The organism is Pseudomonas sp. FFUP_PS_473, assembly GCF_002858665.1.
GTDB lineage: Bacteria > Pseudomonadota > Gammaproteobacteria > Pseudomonadales > Pseudomonadaceae > Aquipseudomonas > Aquipseudomonas defluvii.
In genome coordinates, this window is record NZ_PJQQ01000023.1 from 26,529 (window position 1) to 42,727 (window position 16,199).

The window sequence follows — 16,199 nt, forward strand, 5'->3', positions numbered from 1 at the left end:
TCTGGCTTGAAGAGAACAGCCTTCAGCATACCCCATAAAAACCAAAAGCCCGGCACAAGGCCGGGCTTTCGAACAGCGTCGCAACGTGTTACTTGGCTGTGGCGCTCACAGCGGCAAGGGATGCCTGGGCGCTACGCTTGTTCTTCAGCACGTAGCAACCCCACATCACCACCACCCACACAGGGATGGCATAAACCGATACCTGGATGCCCGGGATCAGCAGCATGATGCCGAGGATGAAGAGCACGAAAGCCAGGCAGATATAGTTGCCATAGGGGTACCACAGCGCCTTGAACAGCGACGTCTGACCGGTACGATCCATGTGCTGGCGGAACTTGAGGTGCGAGTAGCTGATCATCGCCCAGTTGATCACCAGGGCTGCAACCACCAGCGACATCAGCAACTCCAGCGCATGCTGCGGGATGAAATAGTTGAGCAGCACAGCAACCAAGGTCACACCGGCCGAGGCCAGAATCGAGCGCACCGGCACGCCACGCTTGTCGATTTTCGCCAGGCCTGCAGGAGCATCGCCCTGCTCAGCCATACCGTAGAGCATACGGGCATTGCAGTAGGTGCCGCTGTTGTAGACCGACAGTGCCGCCGTCAGTACCACGAAGTTGAGAATATGCGCGGCGGTGTTGCTACCGAGCAGGGAGAACACCTGCACGAATGGGCTGCCACTGTACGCGTCACCAGAGCTGTTCAGACTGGTCAGCAAGCTATCCCATGGAGTCAGCGACAACAGTACGACCAAGGCGCCGATGTAGAAAATCAGGATACGGTAGATGACCTGGTTGATCGCCTTGGGAATCACGGTTTTCGGCTTGTCGGCTTCGGCCGCAGTGAAGCCGAGCATTTCCAGGCCGCCAAAGGAGAACATGATGATCGCCAGCGCCATGACCAGGCCACTGACACCATTCGGGAAGAAACCACCGTGATCCCACAGGTTGCTGACCGAAGCTTGCGGACCACCACTGCCACTGACCAGCATGTAGCTGCCCAGGGCGATCATGCCAACGATCGCCAGCACCTTGATGATCGCGAACCAGAATTCAGCCTCACCAAAGACTTTGACGTTGGCCAGGTTGATCGCGTTGATCATCACGAAGAACACAGCTGCCGAAACCCAGGTCGGGATCTCCGGCCACCAGTAGTGGACATACTTGCCGACTGCCGTCAGCTCCGACATGCCCACCAGGATGTACAGTACCCAGCAGTTCCAGCCAGAGAGGAAACCGGCGAAACCGCCCCAGTATTTGTGGGCGAAATGGCTGAACGAACCGGCAACCGGTTCCTCGACGATCATCTCGCCGAGTTGACGCATGATCATGAACGCGATGAAGCCACAGATCGCGTAACCAAGAATCATCGACGGGCCCGCCGACTTCAGCACGCCTGCCGAGCCGAGAAACAGCCCGGTGCCAATTGCACCGCCCAGGGCGATCAACTGGATGTGGCGATTTTTCAGGCCGCGCTTGAGCTCACCTGAATGCGAGTTTTGTCCACTCATGAACGGAGTCACCTGTTTGTTTTTATCTGTGACGGAATCGGACCCACCGCACTCGTGGCGCAGCGGAATTAACAAGGTGGTAGACCTTGAGGGTTCTTGGACGGGGTCGGTCATACGGGCGGCAGCCCGGACGAATTAGCCTGGTGTCAGCAAGATTGCGCGGTACGCATTGGGGTCACAGTTAAAACGCGGCGCATTGTATACCCCTGCAGTCGGGCAGGGGTCAACACGTTGCGTTAATGTCTGCTGACAAAACGCACCGGTCCTGTGGGAGAGGTGAAGCCTGGAAGTGTGTCTGGCGTGCATGGCGCCTCCGATTGTTCTTATTAGCAGCCCAGGCTCTTCGGCCCGGCTTTGCACACGGCAATGGCGCACATATCACCGCGCCCGGCAGACGCGAGCAAGCCATTGACGCTCACGGAAAGCGCAACGAGAGGGGATTTTCGGCAAGGTTTTGTTACAGCTGCAGGCGATGGCCGATTTGACGGGGAAAAAACGGCATTCTTGTAAATATTTTTTTACAAGACGGTTCAAAAACTTTCCGCACTGTGGAGGGCAGGCTTGCCTGCGATTTGGTCAGCGGGGTGTCAGCCAGTGCGCGGGGCCTGCATCGCGGGCAAGACCCGCTCCTACAGCGACAGAGTCAGCGAGGTGAAAGCCTGTGCGCGAGGCCTTTGCCTTAAAAAACAAACCCCCGCTAAAAAGCGGGGGTTTGTCAGCAACGCTTACTCAGCGCGTGGCGGCTTGCCACGGCTGCTGCCTGGACGCTTCGGCGCAGGCTTGCGCTTGTTCATCTCGCTAGGACGCTCTGCGACAGTAGAACGCCCCTTGCGTGGCGCCTCCTCGCGTGGCTGACGTGCTGGACGCTCGGTCGCACCGTCTTTGGCTGGACGCAGCGTACGCACACGTTCACCACGGCCAACTGGCTTGGACGATTTACGCTGCATCCGCTCAAGCTTGTCCTTGACCTTGGCTTTCATGGCCGGCATGGCGACTGGGGTCAGGCCCACTTCGGCAGCCAGGATATCCACTTCGCCCTGGCTCATTTCGCGCCAGCGGCCCATCGGCAGATCGGAGTTGAGGAACACCGGGCCGAAACGCACGCGCTTCAGGCGGCTGACCACCAGCCCCTGGGATTCCCACAGGCGACGAACCTCACGGTTGCGCCCTTCCATCACCACGCAGTGGTACCAATGGTTGAAGCCCTCACCGCCAGGTGCTTCCTGGATGTCGGTGAAACGTGCCGGGCCGTCTTCAAGCATGACGCCGTTTTTCAGGCGGGTCAGCATGTCTTCGTCGACCTCACCACGCACACGCACCGCGTACTCGCGGTCCATTTCGTACGACGGGTGCATCAGGCGGTTGGCCAGTTCACCGTCAGTGGTGAACATCAACAGACCCGTGGTGTTGATGTCGAGACGACCGATGTTGATCCAGCGGCCTTCTTTCGGGCGAGGCAGGCGGTCAAACACGGTCGGACGGCCTTCCGGGTCGTCACGGGTGCAGATCTCACCATCAGGCTTGTTGTACATGATCACGCGGCGCACGGTTTCGGACGCCTCTTCTCGCTTGATCAGGCGGCCATCGACCGAGATGGCGTCGTGCAGGTCGACGCGCTGGCCAAGGGTGGCTGCAACGCCATTGACCTTGATGCGACCTTCACCGATCCAGGCTTCCACATCACGACGCGAGCCCACGCCAATACGTGCGAGCACTTTTTGCAGTTTCTCGCCGGCTGGACGGGGTTGGGGTTCTTGCAGGTCTTGTTCACTCATCTGGGCACCTCCCGGTGTACTGAAAATCATGGTGTGGGCACACTGATGCCCAAACGGGCGCGAATGATACGCCGAACGCAGACGCGGCGCATCACAGACGCATTGAAAATCGCCGGCCAACGGGCATTTTCCGCTCGAAGGTGAGCTCAGTCGCGAGGCAAATCTTCGACAGATTCCGCTTCTTCAGCTGGCGGCGAGGGTTCATCGAGCAGGTCCTCGAAGTCGGTCTTGAGCCCCTCCTCCATCGAGTCGAGCTCAACCAGCAGGCTGTGAAAACTGGTTTCCTCGCGCTCGGCTTCGGGCTCGGCACTGGCATCCGCCAGCGCCTGCAAATGAGCAGGCACGGGAGCATCGTCCGGATCAAGCAGCGGCTCGGGTTCCATTTCCCTCAGTTCGGCCAGTGGCGGAAGCTGGTCGAGGCTCTTGAGGTTGAAATGATCGAGAAAGGCCTTGGTGGTAGCGAACATTGCGGGCCTACCCGGCACTTCCCGGTAGCCAACGACACGAATCCACTCGCGCTCCAACAGGGTCTTGGTGATGTTGCTGTTGACCGCCACACCGCGCACGTCTTCGATCTCGCCACGGGTGATGGGCTGGCGATAGGCGATCAGGGCCATGGTCTCCAGCAGCGCACGTGAATAGCGCTGCGGACGCTCTTCCCAAAGCCGCCCGACCCAGGGGGCATAGTCTTCGCGAATCTGCAGACGGTAGCCGGAGGCCACCTCCTTGAGTTCGAACGCACGGCCATTGCAGGACTTGCGCAGCACTTCCAAAGCCTTTTTGAAGACCGCAGGCTCCGGGCGCTCGGCTTCCTCGAACAGCTCAAAGAGCCGCTCCAGCGATTGCGGCTTGCCCGACGCCAACAGAAAGGCCTCAAGCAGGGGCGCCAGGTCCCGCGGGTCGTTCAGGTTCATTGCCATGCTCGTTGCTTGTAGGGGTTACTCGGCACGCGCCCGGACATGGATCGCGGCAAAGGGCTCATTTTGCACCAGTTCGATCAAGGATTCCTTGACCAGCTCAAGGATCGCCATAAAGGTCACTACAACGCCCAGCTTGCCTTCTTCTGCCGTAAACAGCTCGACAAATGGCACGAAACCGCCGCCCTTGAGACGTTCAAGCACCTCGCTCATGCGTTCACGGGTGGACAGCGCCTCGCGACTGACCTGGTGGCTCTCGAACAGATCGCCACGGCGCAGGACCTCGGCCATGGAGACCAGCAGCTCTTCAAGGCTGACATCAGGCAGCAACTTGCGCACCTTGGCTTGAGGCGCCTCAAGCCTTGGCACGATCACATCACGCCCCACGCGACTGAGCGCGTCAATGCCTTCGGCGGCGGCCTTGAAGCGCTCGTACTCCTGCAAGCGGCGAATCAACTCGGCGCGCGGGTCGTCTTCCTCGGCCTCGATCTCCGCCGAGCGCGGTAGCAGCATGCGCGACTTGATCTCGGCCAGCATCGCCGCCATGACCAGGTACTCGGCAGCCAACTCCAGGCGCACACTCTTCATCAACTCGACGTAACCCATGTACTGGCGTGTAATTTCGGCCACAGGGATGTCGAGAATGTCGATGTTCTGCTTGCGAATCAGATAGAGCAACAGGTCCAGAGGCCCTTCAAAGGCCTCAAGAAAGACCTCAAGCGCATCCGGCGGGATGTACAGGTCCACCGGCATTTCGGTCAGGGCCTGGCCATAGACCAGCACCAGCGGCAACTCTTGCTGCGCCCCTGCCTGTGGATCGACCAGCGACTCGGTGATGACGGCCTGGCTCACGCTTCGACCAGAAAGGGGGCAGGGTCACCGCAGCCCACGCGCACCACTTCCGGCTCGCCTTCAGCCAGATTGATGACTGTGGACGCCTTGAGGCCGCCAAAACCACCGTCGATGATCAGGTCGACATGGTGCTCCAGGCGCTGGCGCATTTCATACGGGTCAGTCATGGGTTCGTCATCACCCGGCAAGATCAGACTCACGCTCATCAAGGGCTCACCCAACTCTTCAAGCAGCGCCAGCATGATCGGATGATCCGGCACCCTGAGGCCGATGGTACGGCGCTTTTCATGCATCAATAACCGTGGCACTTCACGGGTAGCATTGAGAATAAAAGTGTATGGCCCCGGCACATGGGCCTTGAGCAAGCGAAAGGTACCGGTATCGATCTTGGCATACAGCCCCAACTGCGACATGTCACAACACAGCAGTGTGAAGTTGTGGTTTTTGTCCAGCTTGCGCAAATGCCGAACCCGTTCAATGGCATTTTTGTCGCCGATCTGGCAACCCATTGCATAGGCCGAATCGGTGGGGTAGATCACCACCCCTCCCTTTCGGATAATCTCCACCGCCTGCTTGATCAGGCGCGGCTGCGGATTCTCCGGATGAATCTGGAAAAATTGACTCACGTTTTCTACCTGTTCAGACCGCGTCGTTAGGCTGCTCATGCTTGAATCGGCGCCATAGAGGCGGCAGATCCTCGGGCAATGGCCGGTAGACACCGATCTCCGACCAGGCGCCCGGACCATGGAAATCACTGCCGGCACTGGCCAGCAGACCGAATTCACGGGCCAGGATGGACATAGTGCCGACCTGTTCAGCTGGCATCATCCCATTCACCACTTCCAGCGCTTGCCCGCCTGCTTGAATATAGTCGGCAATCAGCCGACGGCGCTTGCTGCGCGTAAATTCATAGTGCAGCGGGTGCGCCAAACTCACCCAGGCGTCCGACTGACGCAAGGTTTCAACGGTGTCCTCCAGGCTCGGCCAGTGCTGCTTGACGTCGCCCAGCTTGCCAGCCCCGAGCCATTTGCGAAACGCCTCTCCACGATCCTTGACGTAGCCGGCACGCACCAGAAATTCGGCAAAATGCGGTCGGGCCGGGGCATTGCCGCTGTCGCCGAGCTCCTTCTGAATGTCCCGTGCACCGTCCAGCGCCCCGGTCATGCCTTTCGCCGCCAACCGTCGGTCGATTTCCTCGGCACGCAACCAGCGCCCCTGATGCAACGCATCAACCGCTGCATTCAGCGGTGCGGCATCGAGTGGAAACCCATAGCCCAGCACATGAATGGTGGCACCGCCCCAGGTACAGGACAGCTCTACACCACTGACCCACTGCATGCCCAGCGCACGCGTGGCGGTACGCGCCTCAATTTGCCCTTCAAGGGTGTCGTGGTCGGTCAGGGCCAATGTCCGCACGCCGTGTTCATGAGCCCGGGCGACCAGAGCAGTGGGCGACAAGGCGCCATCGGAGGCCGTACTGTGGCAGTGCAGATCAACATTCATAGGTGGCGCTTTCGCTGTCATTGATGTTTGTTATTATGCCGCCACATCCTGCTTCTGGCTGCCACTGTGAAACAATTCATCGATTTCATCCCGCTGATCCTGTTCTTCATCGTCTACAAACTTGAACCCCGTGCCGTCGAAATTGCCGGCCACGCCTTCGAGCTGGGCGGTATCTATAGTGCTACAGCGATGCTGATCATCAGCTCACTGGTGGTCTATGGCGCGTTGCTCATCCGTCAGCGCAAGCTGGAAAAAGGCCAATGGCTGACCCTGGTCGCCTGCCTGGTATTTGGCGGCCTGACACTGGCCTTCCATAGCGAGACCTTCCTGAAATGGAAAGCGCCAGTGGTGAACTGGCTGTTTGCGCTGGCCTTTGCCGGTAGCCACTTCGTCGGCGATCGCGTGCTGATCAAACGTATCATGGGGCACGCCCTGACGCTGCCGCCCCCGATCTGGAACCGCCTGAACGTCGCCTGGATCTTCTTCTTCCTGTTCTGTGGCGCCGCCAACCTCTTCGTCGCATTCACGTTCCAGAGCTTCTGGGTCGACTTCAAGGTGTTTGGCAGCCTGGGCATGACCGTACTCTTCCTGGTCGGCCAGGGCGTGTACCTGTCCCGCCACCTGCACGACAGTGACACCACCACATCGAAAACCGAGGACTGACATGCTCTACGCCATCATCGCCAGTGACGTTGCCAACTCGCTGGAAATCCGCCTGGCTGCGCGCCCTGCTCACCTGGAGCGCCTGCAGCAACTCAAGGCTGAAGGCCGCGTCGTACTGGCCGGCCCGCACCCGGCCATCGACAGCAACGATCCCGGTGCAGCGGGCTTCAGCGGCAGCCTGATCGTCGCTGAGTTCGAGTCACTGAGCGCCGCCCAGGCCTGGGCTGACGCCGACCCGTACGTTGCCGCCGGGGTTTATGACAAGGTTGTGGTCAAGCCGTTCAAGCAAGTCCTGCCGTAATGCCTGAGGCGGTGCGCACAACAGCGCACCGCCTGCCAGCATGCCTTTCTAGCGCCAATCGCTCATCATTCTCGTTAAACGGCCGACAACCTCTGGAACACTCAAGTGGAATCAGGAGTTCCGATGCGTCAAGGTCCGTTGTCCCTGCTGCTGTCCCTGTTGCTGTTGAGCCCGCTTGCTCAGGCCGAAGAGGCCGCTGCCAGCACCCCGCTGTCACTCAGTGCCGGCAGCCAGATCACCGAGCTGCAACAGCGTTTGAAGGAAAGCGAAGCACAGCGCCAGGCGCTGACCCAACAACTGCAAACGCTCGACAACACACGCGAAAGCTCACAGCTGAGTGAACTTCGCCAGGAAAACCAGCGTTTGAAGGCTCAGGTCAAGGCGCTGCAAACCAACAGCCCGATAAAACTGTTGACCGATCAACAGCAATGGTTCGTGATTGGTGGTGGAGTTGCCCTCTTGGCAGCACTCTGCGGTATCTTTGCCAGCGGCAGCTACAGACGGCGCCGGCAATGGTTGAATTGAGTGAGACATGAGCGAGCTGTTACTGATCGATGATGACGAGGAACTCTGCGAACTGCTGAGCAGTTGGCTGACCCAGGAAGGCTTTCAGGTGCGTGCCTGCCACGATGGCCAGAGTGCGCGCAAGGCCTTGGCCGAGTACGCGCCAGCCGCAGTGGTACTGGACGTGATGCTGCCCGACGGCAGTGGCCTTGAAGTGCTCAAGCAACTGCGCAGCGAACATGCCGAGCTGCCTGTGGTGATGCTGTCAGCTCGCGGCGAGCCACTCGACCGCATTCTCGGCCTGGAGCTGGGCGCCGACGACTACCTCGCCAAACCCTGTGACCCTCGAGAACTGACTGCGCGCCTGCGCGCCGTGCTGCGACGCAGCCACCCGGCAGCGCCACCCAGCCAGCTGGAAATCGGTGACCTGAGCTTCAGCCCGGCCCGTGGTGTCATCAGCATCGACGAACATGAGCAAACCCTGACCCTCTCCGAAAGCCGCATTCTCGAAGCCCTGCTGCGTCAGCCCGGCGAGCCGCTGGAAAAACAGGAGCTTGCACAGATCGCCCTCGGACGAAAACTTACGCTCTACGACCGCAGCCTGGACATGCACGTCAGCAACCTGCGCAAAAAGCTGGGCCCACACCCGGATGGCCGCCCGCGAATTGTCGCGCTGCGTAGCCGTGGCTATTACTACAGCCTCTAATGTCAGGCCGACGCCAACGACTCTTTACCCAAGCTTTACGCTTGCCTGACCGCCGCTGACCTTGATCTCCCTACACTGAGCACATCCGGCCACTACCGGCTTCAGACAAGGAGACTCACCATGCGCAAGACCCTGATCGCCCTGATGCTCGCTGCGACCCTGCCAACGGTCGCCATGGCCATGCCCGAGGGCGGCCCGCACCAAGGCGAACACCACCGCGGCGGCGCGCCCTTTGCCCAACTGGACCTGACCCACGAGCAACGCCAACAGGTCCGCAAGCTGATGGGCGAACAAATGAAAGAGCGTCACGAAATCACCCAGCGCTACCTGGAGAAACTCCCGGCAGCCGATCAGAAAGCCATGAAAGACGAGTTGAAGGCCAAGGAAGACAAAACCCAGGCCGACATTCGTGCACTGCTCAAACCCGACCAGCAAAAGCAGTTCGACGAAATGAAGAAGAAAGAGGCTGAGCGCCGCGCCGAGTGGAACGAGTTCAAAGCCTGGAAAGCTGAAAAAGCCACCAAGGCCCAGTAAGCTGAGCCACAACTGCCCGGTCTGCCACCGCACACCGGGCATTTTCCGTTAGAGGTGCCTCCTTTGCGTTCATTGTTCTGGCGCATCCTTGCCAGTTTTTGGCTAGCCATCACGCTGGTTGCCGGCCTGTCGATCCTGTTGGGCCACATGCTGAACCAGGACGCCTGGATTCTCAGCCGTCATCCTGGGCTGAACACACTGGCCAAAAACTGGACCGAACGCTATGAGCGGGACGGCCCGGAAGTCGCTCAGGACCTGCTGGAACAGCGAAAACGGCAATATCACATCGACGTCCAGGTGCTGAACGACGGTGGAGATGCTGTCGTCCCCGGGACCTTCCCGCGCCGCGCCGCCGCCTTTGAGGCTCGCCGCCACAATGATGAACGGCAACTCCCCTGGCGTCGCCTCACAGAGGAGTACACCAGCCCCGACACGGGCGACACCTACCTGCTGATCTATCGCATCCCACACCCGGAACTCGACGCCTGGCACCGCGAAAGCCTGCTCTGGCCATTGAGCGCATTGGGCATCGCACTGGTCGTGCTGACCCTGTTCAGCCTGTTGGTGACCCTGTCGATCACTCGCCCACTGGGCAGGCTGCGCGGCGCAGTGCATGACCTGGGGCAAACCACCTACCAACAGAACAGCCTGGCTCGGCTGGCCAGCCGACGTGACGAGTTTGGCGTACTGGCCAACGACTTCAACCGCATGGGCGCACGCCTGCAAAGCCTGATAGGCAGCCAGCGCCAACTGCTGCGTGATGTGTCGCACGAGCTGCGCTCGCCACTGGCACGCCTGCGCATCGCTCTGGCCCTTGCAGAGCGCGCCGGGCCGGAACAACGCGAAGCGCTATGGCCGCGACTGACCCGTGAATGCGACCGACTGGAAGCCCTGATCAGTGAAATCCTGGCATTGGCCCGTGTCGATGCCGAACAGGCCAAAGCCGAGCCGATTGACCTCTCGGCGCTGCTGCTGAACGTACAGAAGGATGCACTGCTCAATGCACCAGAGCAGGACATACACTTGGACAGTGAGCCCGGGATGGCCCTTCAAGGCTGGCCGACACTGCTGGAGCGTGCGCTGGACAATCTGTTGCGCAATGCCCAACGCTTCAACCCGCCAGGGCAGCCTATTGAGCTCAAGGCCACTGGTGACAGTGAACGGATCGTCATCAGCGTGCGTGACCATGGCCCTGGTGTAGCCGGCGAACATCTCGAGCGACTGGGTAAACCATTCTTCCGAGCCCCCGGGCAAAGCGCAGCAGGTCACGGCCTGGGGCTGGCCATTGCACGGCGAGCAGTGGAACGTCATGGCGGCAGCCTCACACTGGGCAATCATCCGCAAGGCGGCTTTGTAGCAACCCTGACGTTACCGTCGCAAGGTGCTGCACAGTAACCTCATCGGGTTACTGGCAGCACAGAACGACTTAGCTCGGCATCGACCAGGCGCTGACAAAGTCCTCGGTGGCCAGTATCGGCGCTGTACGAGGTTCGTTCTGAGGCGTGCCCAGGTACAGAAAGCCAATAACCTCCTCGCCCTCGGCCAAACCCAGCCCCTTGGCCACATGGGCGCTGTAGGACAGATCACCGGTACGCCACACCGCGCCGATCCCCTGGGCATAAGCCGCCAACAGAATACCGTGCGCCGCGCATCCTGCGGCCAGGCGTTGCTCCGACTTGGGCACCTTGAAGTGGTCCTGCAAACGGGCAATGACCACGATCAACAGTGGCGCCCGCAACGGCATGGCACGGGCTTTGTCCAGCGTCGCCTGGGTCGCATCCCCCTTGAGCTCGGTCGCCTCGACCAGCAACTGCCCCAGTTGTTCGCGTGCTGCGCCTTCAACGGTGAGAAATCGCCATGGCCGCAGCTGACCGTGATCAGGTGCCCGCAAGGCTGCCTGAAACAGCGCCTCACGCTGTGCAGCATTCGGTGCCGGCTCCACCAGGCGTGGAACGGAAACACGGTTGAGCAATGCGTCGAGAGCCTCCATCGGCTACCCCCTGTAATTAAATGTGAGGCTATTCTAGCGTTTACATAAAAAGGTCCATAGGTAGAATGGCGCCTTTCCGCATCGAGTCAGAGCAGATCACATGGCGTTGCCGACCTTAAGGATCATTGGTTTCATTATCGGCATCTTCCTGATTACCCTGGCAATCAGCATGGTCGTGCCCATGGCCACCCTGGTGGTTTTCGACCGCACTGGCGACCTGACCTCATTCCTCTGGTCCAGCCTGATCACCTTTCTGGCCGGCCTGGCACTGGTCGTTCCCGGACGCCCGGAGCACGTGCACCTGCGCCCACGGGACATGTACCTGCTCACCGTCAGCAGTTGGCTGGTGGTGTGTATCTTTGCTGCATTGCCCTTTCTGCTGACCCAGCACATCAGCTACACCGACGCATTTTTCGAAAGCATGTCGGGTATCACTGCCACCGGAGCCACCGTACTCAGCGGCCTGGACACCATGTCGCCAGGCATTTTGATCTGGCGCTCGCTGTTGCACTGGCTTGGCGGTATCGGCTTCATCGCAATGGCTGTGGCGATTCTCCCGTTGCTGCGTATCGGTGGTATGCGCCTGTTCCAGACCGAGTCTTCGGACCGCTCGGAAAAGGTCATGCCGCGCTCACACATGGTCGCCAAGTCGATTGTCATGGTTTACGTCGGTTTCACCACCCTCGGCGCTCTGGCGTTCTGGCTCGCTGGCATGAACCCGTTCGACGCCATCAACCACGCCATGTCGGCCATTTCCACCGGGGGTTTCTCCACCTCCGACCAGTCTCTTGCCAAGTGGGACATGCCCGCCGTGCATTGGGTTGCCGTGGTGGTGATGATACTCGGCAGCCTGCCCTTCACCCTGTATGTCGCAACGCTGCGCGGTAACCGCAAGGCACTGTTCAGAGATCATCAGGTTCGCGGGTTGCTCGGCTTGTTGCTGGTCACCTGGGCGGTACTGGGCACCTGGTACTGGGCCACGACCAGTCTCCACTGGCTCGAAGCCCTGCGCCATGTAGCGCTGAACGTGACATCCGTGGTGACCACCACCGGTTTTGCCTTGGGCGACTACAGCCTCTGGGGCAACTTCTCGCTAATGCTGTTTTTCTACCTCGGCTTTATCGGCGGCTGCTCAGGTTCGACCGCTGGCGGGATCAAGATCTTCCGCTTTCAGGTCGCCTATACCCTGCTCAAGGCCAACCTGAATCAACTGATCCACCCCCGCGCGGTGATCAAACAGAAGTACAACGGGCATCGTCTCGACGAAGAGATCGTGCGCTCGATTCTGACCTTTTCGTTCTTCTTCGCCACCACGATCTGTGTCATTGCCTTGGCCTTGTCGTTGCTGGGCGTAGAGTGGATGACCGCTCTGACCGGTGCAGCAGCCACCGTTTCAGGCGTTGGGCCGGGACTGGGCGAGACCATCGGCCCTTCCGGCAACTTCTCCAGCCTTCCGGATGCTGCGAAATGGATTCTGGCGGGCGGCATGCTGCTCGGCCGTCTGGAAATCATCACGGTGCTGGTGCTGTGCATGCCAGCGTTCTGGCGTCATTGACCCGCTAAGCGCTCGGCACACACCCACTCAGGCGGGCCCGGTATTCTCCGGGCGTCTCATCAAACCAGCGGCGGAAAGCCCGAAAAAAGTTGCTCGGGTCAGCAAACCCCAGCAGATAGGCCGCCTCTAGCAACGTCATGCCCGGCTGGGCGAGGTACTGCTCAGCCAACTCACGGCGGGTGTCATCGAGCAAGGCCTGGAAGCTGGTGCCTTCTTCCTGCAATCGTCGCTGCAAGGTGCGCTGAGACAGGTGAAGCGCCTGGGCAACCATCTCCCGTTTCGGCTCGCCCTGAGGCAACATCCGGCATAGCACCTGACGGGCCCGATGCGTTACGCGGCTCTCGGAAAACCGCGCCAGGTACTCACCCGCGAAACGATCATGCAAGGCAGCCATGGCCTCGTTGGCGGTGGGCAATGGCGCTTCCATGTCTTTGCGCTCGAAAATCAACGCATTGTGCTCGGCACCAAACACCAGCGGGGCTTGGAAGGCCTGGCGATAGGGCTCCTGATCGACAGGCTCCGGCCCATGGATCAACACCCGCCGCAACTGGATAGGACGACCGCTGAGCCAACTGGACAGCGACAAGGCACACGCCAACGAGGCTTCGGCGCTATGCCGGGTCGGCGGCAGGTGATCGCCATGCACCGTCAGCACCAATGCATAACCCTCAGGCTCCAGGCGAAACGCCAGATCGGAGCTTTCAGCAATGATTCGTTGATAACGCACCAGACGCTCGAATCCTTCCGCCAGGGTTCGACTGGACATCAACGCATAGCCGACGACGTGAAAGGAAGCCGGGCGCACCACACGGGCCAGGTTCAGGCCAATCGCCTGATTGCCGGACAGCTCCACTGCCAACTGCCAAAGGCGGGTCATGGAGTCCTGTGGAAAGCGTGCATCGGGGTCATCCAATGCCGCAAAATCCAGCCCGAGCTGGGCAAACATGGCACGACAATCGAGCCCTTCCAACTCAAGTGCCTTGACGATTCCCGTTGCCCAGCTTGCTGAAGTGGTTCTTACGCTCATGGCTGGCTTCTTTTAAGTTCACATACCGCGATGCGGTGAACCAGAAGGATACTAAAACGGCGCCCATTGTCACTGGCTGATGTAGCTAATGACTCTAGACTCAATTCAGGCTCCACGTCGTGTATCGTGGCCATATCCGATAAACCAAGGAAGCGTTATCGTGAACAGCCCTCAGCATTTCAGCAGTTTTGCCGAGTTCTACCCCTACTATCTGGGGGAGCATAGCAACACCGTCTGTCGCCGCCTGCACTTTGTCGGCACCAGCCTGGTCATCGCGCTGGCTGCCTACACGGTGGCCACTGGCAACTGGGCGCTGCTGCTGACGCTACCTGTTGCAGGCTACGGATTCGCCTGGGTCGGGCATTTCTTTTTTGAAAAAAACCGTCCAGCCACGTTCAGCCACCCGCTCTACAGCTTGATTGGCGATTTCGCGATGTACCGCGACATGCTGCGTGGCAAGATCACCTTCTAGCCCGGTGTTCACGGCAGACTCGATATTTACGCCGCGTCACTACAATCATGACCTGATTACCCACAGCCATGAGCACCCACAACGGGTGTTCGATCTGCGCGGCCGCCTGGACTTCAAAGCCGAAGGACGCGAGGATCGCGACAGACAGGCAGCACAACCGACTTTTACACTGAGCAGGCTGCCTCACTCAAACAACAAGGAGCTCCATGAATCACCGCACCGCCCTGGGCGCCTTGCATATTGGCGCGCTGTTTTTCGGCCTGACTGGCGTGTTTGGCAAGCTTGCCAGCGCCGCACCGTCGATCATCGTCTTTGGCCGAGCGGTGTTCGCGGTAGCGGCACTGGCTGCGTTCGCAGCCCTCGCCGGGCAAGGCTGGATACGCCTGCGGTATCAGGACTGGCAACGGCTCACACTCGGCGGAGTACTGCTGGCGGGGCACTGGGTCAGCTTCTTCATTGCCGTAAAGGTCGCCGGCGTCGCGATCGCCACCCTGGGCTTTGCCAGCTTTCCGGCCTTCACCATCATCCTTGAAGGCCTGCTGTTTCGCGAACGCATCCGTGGCAACGAGGTACTTTTGGTAGCGCTGGTCAGCCTTGGCCTGATTCTGGTCACCCCCGACTTCAACCTTGCCAGCGAAGCCACCGGCGGCCTGCTGTGGGCGTTACTTTCCGGGCTGCTGTTTTCATTGCTGTCGCTGATCAACCGCGCCAACTCCGGACGCGTCCCTGCAGTCCAGGCTGCCCTCTGCCAAAACGCCGTGGTCGCCCTGTGCCTGCTGCCCCTGGCGGCGCCGGAGATCAGCGCGGTACCTGCACTGGACTGGTTGTGGATTGGTCTGCTCGGGGTGTTCTGCACAGGCGTTGCCCACAGCCTATTCGTCGCCAGCCTCGCGGTCATCAAGGCTCGCACTGCGGCGGTGGTCTTTGCCATGGAGCCGGTCTACGGCATTGCCATGGCCTGGATGATTTTCGCAGAGACGCCCACACCGCGCATGCTCATGGGCGGTGTGCTGATCATTCTCGCTATTGTCGTATCCAGTCGCATGGCCACAGGCCGCCAAGGCAAGAAGCTCAAGGCCGCCGAGCTCGCCTGATCAAGGCCGGTCGTTGTGCCCCAGGTCGCGCAGCGGATCGATCTGGTCGCGTACACGCTGCTTGAGCACTTTGGCCTCAGGGAAACCGCCATCGGCCTTGCGCTCCCAGATCTGCACACCGTCGCAGGTAATACGAAAGGCGCCTCCCGTGGCCGGCTCAAGCGCCACCCGCGACAGGTCATCGCTAAAGGTACTGAGCAGTTCCTGAGCCAGCCAGGCAGCACGAAGCAGCCACTGGCACTGAGTGCAATAGGTGATGACGATTTCAGGCTTGTGCAGGGTCATGCGGGTACTGTCTCCTGACCGGTGACTAGGACTTCTCCAGGTTTGCCAGAATGCGTGCATGCACACGCATGCAGATGCTCAACTCCTCTTCATCGACCCCCGTGAACAGCTCGGCACGCAAGGCATTGGCGATGGTTTCGATCTGTTCGATCAGAGGTTTGGCGGGAGGGCAGAGCAAAATTTTCTTCGCCCGGCGATCCTCCAGGACTGCCTGACGACGCACCAGGCCCTGGGCCTCCAGGCTATCGAGCAAACGGGCCAGGGTCGGTCCCTCGACGCCAACACTCTGCGCAAGTTCGCGTTGAGTTGGTGCCTCTTCGAAACGGGCCAGGTGCAGCAGCACCAGCCAACGCGCTTGCGAAAGGTTCAATCCGGCCAGGCGGCGATCCAGTTCGGCGCGCCAGCCACGGGACATCTGCGCCAGTTGCATCCCAAAGCGGTGGTGATCGGTCAACGGCATAACACACTCATCATCAAAAACAATTATTAGTCAGCTAACCATGACCGAGCC

Annotated in this window: 19 protein-coding genes; 9 read left to right on the plus strand and 10 right to left on the minus strand. The window is 60.2% G+C overall.

Translation table 11 applies throughout. The features are described 5' to 3' along the window. Window positions 1-88: 88 nt before the first annotated feature. The 6 genes from CYD26_RS16500 to CYD26_RS16525 form a co-directional block, all read right to left on the minus strand. Window positions 89-1,510 (minus strand): amino acid permease, encoded by a 1,422-nt coding sequence (locus tag CYD26_RS16500; protein ID WP_065760729.1) that lies wholly within the window; start codon window positions 1,508-1,510, stop codon window positions 89-91. A 725-nt stretch (window positions 1,511-2,235) separates the two neighbouring features. Further along, window positions 2,236-3,285 (minus strand): 23S rRNA pseudouridine(2605) synthase RluB, encoded by a 1,050-nt coding sequence (gene rluB / locus CYD26_RS16505; protein ID WP_065760907.1) that lies wholly within the window; start codon window positions 3,283-3,285, stop codon window positions 2,236-2,238. Window positions 3,286-3,431: 146 nt separating this feature from the next. After that, entirely contained in the window at window positions 3,432-4,199 is a 768-nt protein-coding gene (gene scpB / locus CYD26_RS16510) for an SMC-Scp complex subunit ScpB (protein ID WP_065760906.1), read from the minus strand. A 24-nt stretch (window positions 4,200-4,223) separates the two neighbouring features. Next, entirely contained in the window at window positions 4,224-4,955 is a 732-nt protein-coding gene (locus CYD26_RS16515; protein WP_176717454.1) for a ScpA family protein, read from the minus strand. A gap of 95 nt (window positions 4,956-5,050) precedes the next feature. Beyond that, a complete protein-coding gene (locus CYD26_RS16520) occupies window positions 5,051-5,680 on the minus strand; it encodes an L-threonylcarbamoyladenylate synthase (protein ID WP_099773872.1) in 630 nt (209 codons plus the stop codon). A 13-nt stretch (window positions 5,681-5,693) separates the two neighbouring features. Then, a complete protein-coding gene (locus tag CYD26_RS16525; protein ID WP_102053095.1) occupies window positions 5,694-6,557 on the minus strand; it encodes a PHP domain-containing protein in 864 nt (287 codons plus the stop codon). Between the two features lie 66 nt (window positions 6,558-6,623). Between CYD26_RS16525 and CYD26_RS16530 the strand changes: the two genes are divergently transcribed. From CYD26_RS16530 to CYD26_RS16555, 6 genes are all read left to right on the plus strand, one after another. Continuing rightward, window positions 6,624-7,220 carry a septation protein A gene (locus CYD26_RS16530; RefSeq protein ID WP_102053096.1) on the plus strand — a complete coding sequence of 199 codons (597 nt, stop codon included), beginning with the start codon at window positions 6,624-6,626 and terminating at the stop codon, window positions 7,218-7,220. 1 nt (window position 7,221) lies between these two features. Further along, the gene (locus CYD26_RS16535; protein WP_102053097.1) at window positions 7,222-7,521 is read left to right on the plus strand and encodes a YciI family protein; all 300 of its coding nucleotides are present in this window, start codon (window positions 7,222-7,224) and stop codon (window positions 7,519-7,521) included. A gap of 123 nt (window positions 7,522-7,644) precedes the next feature. Then, window positions 7,645-8,046, plus strand: a complete 402-nt coding sequence (locus CYD26_RS16540; RefSeq protein WP_102053098.1) for a translation initiation factor 2 — start codon at window positions 7,645-7,647, stop codon at window positions 8,044-8,046. Window positions 8,047-8,053: 7 nt separating this feature from the next. After that, window positions 8,054-8,731, plus strand: coding sequence for a response regulator transcription factor (locus tag CYD26_RS16545; protein WP_065760899.1), 678 nt, complete (start codon window positions 8,054-8,056; stop codon window positions 8,729-8,731). Window positions 8,732-8,851: 120 nt separating this feature from the next. Then, complete coding sequence (locus CYD26_RS16550) at window positions 8,852-9,265, plus strand: Spy/CpxP family protein refolding chaperone (protein WP_065760898.1); 414 nt, start codon at window positions 8,852-8,854, stop codon at window positions 9,263-9,265. Between the two features lie 63 nt (window positions 9,266-9,328). Further along, window positions 9,329-10,660 (plus strand): HAMP domain-containing sensor histidine kinase, encoded by a 1,332-nt coding sequence (locus CYD26_RS16555; protein ID WP_065760897.1) that lies wholly within the window; start codon window positions 9,329-9,331, stop codon window positions 10,658-10,660. A gap of 31 nt (window positions 10,661-10,691) precedes the next feature. Here CYD26_RS16555 and CYD26_RS16560 read toward each other — a convergent pair whose 3' ends face one another. After that, window positions 10,692-11,255 carry a nitroreductase family protein gene (locus CYD26_RS16560; RefSeq protein ID WP_065760896.1) on the minus strand — a complete coding sequence of 188 codons (564 nt, stop codon included), beginning with the start codon at window positions 11,253-11,255 and terminating at the stop codon, window positions 10,692-10,694. A 100-nt stretch (window positions 11,256-11,355) separates the two neighbouring features. Here CYD26_RS16560 and CYD26_RS16565 point away from each other — a divergent pair, with 100 nt between their 5' ends. After that, window positions 11,356-12,810: a TrkH family potassium uptake protein gene (locus CYD26_RS16565; protein WP_065760895.1), complete on the plus strand. Its 1,455-nt coding sequence runs from the start codon at window positions 11,356-11,358 to the stop codon at window positions 12,808-12,810. Window positions 12,811-12,814: 4 nt separating this feature from the next. On the opposite strand, the gene CYD26_RS16570 is transcribed toward CYD26_RS16565, so the two are convergent. Continuing rightward, complete coding sequence (locus tag CYD26_RS16570) at window positions 12,815-13,837, minus strand: AraC family transcriptional regulator (protein ID WP_099773865.1); 1,023 nt, start codon at window positions 13,835-13,837, stop codon at window positions 12,815-12,817. A gap of 160 nt (window positions 13,838-13,997) precedes the next feature. On the opposite strand from CYD26_RS16570, the gene CYD26_RS16575 reads away from it, so the two are divergent. Next, window positions 13,998-14,309: a DUF962 domain-containing protein gene (locus tag CYD26_RS16575; RefSeq protein ID WP_065760893.1), complete on the plus strand. Its 312-nt coding sequence runs from the start codon at window positions 13,998-14,000 to the stop codon at window positions 14,307-14,309. Between the two features lie 206 nt (window positions 14,310-14,515). Next, a complete protein-coding gene (locus tag CYD26_RS16585; RefSeq protein WP_102053099.1) occupies window positions 14,516-15,403 on the plus strand; it encodes a DMT family transporter in 888 nt (295 codons plus the stop codon). On the opposite strand, the gene CYD26_RS16590 is transcribed toward CYD26_RS16585, so the two are convergent. Both CYD26_RS16590 and CYD26_RS16595 read right to left on the minus strand, forming a co-directional pair. Beyond that, window positions 15,404-15,688, minus strand: coding sequence for a SelT/SelW/SelH family protein (locus CYD26_RS16590; RefSeq protein WP_065760891.1), 285 nt, complete (start codon window positions 15,686-15,688; stop codon window positions 15,404-15,406). A 25-nt stretch (window positions 15,689-15,713) separates the two neighbouring features. Further along, on the minus strand, window positions 15,714-16,148 hold the full coding sequence (locus tag CYD26_RS16595) for a MarR family transcriptional regulator (RefSeq protein WP_065760890.1): 435 nt from the start codon (window positions 16,146-16,148) through the stop codon (window positions 15,714-15,716). Window positions 16,149-16,199: the final 51 nt, after the last annotated feature.